The following is a 2,451-nucleotide window of genomic DNA, read 5'->3' as shown; positions in this document are numbered from 1 at the left end:
CAAGGGCTCGCCCAGGTGTAATCCGTACGTGGCGGTTCGATCCACGACGGTGGACAGATTGAGACCGATAATCAGCGCGATGACGGCGACCACAAACCCCGCCAAAGGACCGGCGACTCCGATGTCGAACAAGGCGCGGCGGCTCAGAATCGGACCTCGCATGCGGATGATGGCGCCGAACGTCCCGATGAAGTGAGGAGGGCCGGGAATGAACAGCGGCAAGGAAGCGGGAACGCGGTGAATTTTAGACAATAGATAATGTCCGAACTCGTGCGTCGTGAGGATAAAGAGCAGCGCGCCTGCAAACGGAATTCCCCGCCAGAGCGTTTCAGGATAGCTCAAGAGAAAATTCAGAGGACCCCGCGCGGGACCGGTGTAGGCTTGATAGGCGCCTGCCCACAACGTGGTAAAGACCGTCAAGAGAAAGAGGACGATCGGCAAGGCCCACGTGGAGAAAAATGACGGTTCTTCTTCAGTCTCGCTCTCTATCTCGTCCGCTAGTCGTGGAATCAGCTCTTTGTCGTCGTCCAGGACAAGACTCCGATGGAGATCGCGATGTTCATGCCGTCCCAATCCATCCATGTCTTCCCAGTCTATTGAATTGCCCCAAACGGATTATGATCGAGTTCTTCCTCAACAGTCGTGGCAGGGCCATGTCCCGGCAAGAGACGATAATCGAGTGCGAGGGTCAGCACACGGCGGCGAACCGAATTGAGATGAGTCGAGTACAATTCCTTGGGATTGGACCGGCCGATGGATCCGGCAAAGAGGGTATCTCCGACAAAACAGACAGGGTGTTGCGCATCATCCAGCCGGTAACAAATGCCGCCCGGCGTATGGCCCGGCGTCGTCAGACAGTGAACCGTACGGCGCCCGACGCTGATTGACAACCCATCGATCGGGGCAACGAACAACTTCGTCGGCGGCCGCCAACTCAATAGGCTGATATCTTCCGGCCCCAGGTACACTGGAATTTCACGATGGCTTAAGATCTGCTCAATTCCATCCGCATGGTCCGCATGGCCATGCGTGAGACAGATGCCGATCAGACGCAATCCTCGACGACGAAGCAGCTCAATCATTGCCGGGGCGTTATAGGCGGTGTCGACCAACAGCGCCTCGTCCTCGTCATGCACGACATACCCCTGCACACCATATCCATTGATGGACCCGTGAACCATGTCCACCCAGGGCGGCATGCGCTGGGCAACCGGCTCCCACTTCTCGATGGCGATTTGTTCGAGCGGTTCGGCCCGCAGACCCAAGGCCTTTGCCAAGGCGCGTACCTCCGCGCGATCTCGCGGTTGATCGCCACGTTCCAGCGCCGTAATATCGCCGCCGGGCAACCCCGTCATCCTGGCAACATCGCCGACCGACAATCCTTGGCCGGTGCGCGCTTTTTTCAGAATGTCGGAAAAGTCATCTTCGAGGGGCATGTGACCCGCTTTCTAACCCAATCTAGGAACTCAGTAAAGAGTACCATGGCTGTGGCCCTTCAGTGAATCAACCCTCCACCCCGCAATCTTAACAACTCACAGTACCGTGCCGTACCGGTTTCAATCAAGGATCGGCCCAGCAGCCATATGAGTTTCCCGCGCCATGTTCCTTGACACTTCATTCCCATATGGTGTCTATTACCATATGCCGAAGGCGAAGCTGGTCCTCCACACAAGATATGTGGACGAGCAGGGAGGGCTGGTGGAAATGAAAGCCTATGATGTTCCGAAGACCCTGGCTACTCCTCACGGATTCAAGTATTCCTTGGTTTACATACGCAATGGAAAGCGGCTGATTGGTTATGACAACCATGAGCACAAAGGCGATCATCGTCACTCTCGTGCCACCACATCACCGTATATCTTCACGACCATCGAAAGGCTAATCGTGGACTTTCGCCGCGATGTCGAAGCTGTAAAGAAGGAGTTAGAACAATGAAAGTGAAACGACTCAAAGTGGGTGTACGCTCGTTGGATGAAGGGCTTCAAGAGTTTGGTGCCACACTCAAGGCTATCCGATCAGGAAAGTCTGTAACTAAGCGAACAGGAGTGTATTTCGTCAGCGTGGAAGCGATGCGGCAAGTCCTGACACCTTCCCGCCTGAGCTTGTTGCATCTGATTAGGACACGCCACCCTCGTTCTATCGCCGCACTGGCCAAGCTGACAAGCAGGAATTTCAAGAACGTGCATGCGGATGTAAAGCTTCTCGCCGACCTCGGTCTCGTGCACCTGGAGTCAGGAACGCGCCTGCGTGACTCCGTCACTCCAACCGTTCCGTATGAAAGGATTCAGTTTGAGATCGCAGTGTAAAAGAGAAGTGCGTCAGCACATACATTTTATGTCCAAGTACCACCGGCTTCTTGAAGTAGTGCACAGAAGGCATTAGCGCCGTAAAATGGCTTATGGTGCCCACGTGTAGATTGCACGATCTTCAGGTTTCCCCAGTAACATCAGG

The 2,451-nt window shown here is 55.0% G+C and carries 4 protein-coding genes; 2 read left to right on the top strand and 2 right to left on the bottom strand.

The window, feature by feature from the left end:
* Positions 1-582: site-2 protease family protein (locus ACOSYY_RS08685; RefSeq protein WP_421661871.1), on the bottom strand; the 582-nt coding region annotated here is incomplete at its 3' end.
* Between the two features lie 11 nt (positions 583-593).
* On the bottom strand, positions 594-1,436 hold the full coding sequence (locus ACOSYY_RS08680) for an MBL fold metallo-hydrolase (RefSeq protein WP_421661870.1): 843 nt from the start codon (positions 1,434-1,436) through the stop codon (positions 594-596).
* A gap of 205 nt (positions 1,437-1,641) precedes the next feature.
* Between ACOSYY_RS08680 and ACOSYY_RS08675 the strand changes: the two genes are divergently transcribed.
* Together ACOSYY_RS08675 and ACOSYY_RS08670 are read left to right on the top strand one after the other, a co-directional pair.
* Complete coding sequence (locus ACOSYY_RS08675) at positions 1,642-1,935, top strand: toxin-antitoxin system TumE family protein (protein ID WP_421661869.1); 294 nt, start codon at positions 1,642-1,644, stop codon at positions 1,933-1,935.
* Positions 1,932-2,306 (top strand): HVO_A0114 family putative DNA-binding protein, encoded by a 375-nt coding sequence (locus ACOSYY_RS08670; protein WP_421661868.1) that lies wholly within the window; start codon positions 1,932-1,934, stop codon positions 2,304-2,306. The genes ACOSYY_RS08675 and ACOSYY_RS08670 overlap by 4 nt, the downstream gene beginning before the upstream one ends.
* The last annotated feature ends 145 nt before the right edge of the window (positions 2,307-2,451 follow it).

This window comes from Nitrospira sp. BLG_2, assembly GCF_049222245.1.
The sequence above is the reverse complement of the archived record's forward strand: the minus strand, read 5'-3'. Positions and strand labels throughout refer to the sequence as shown.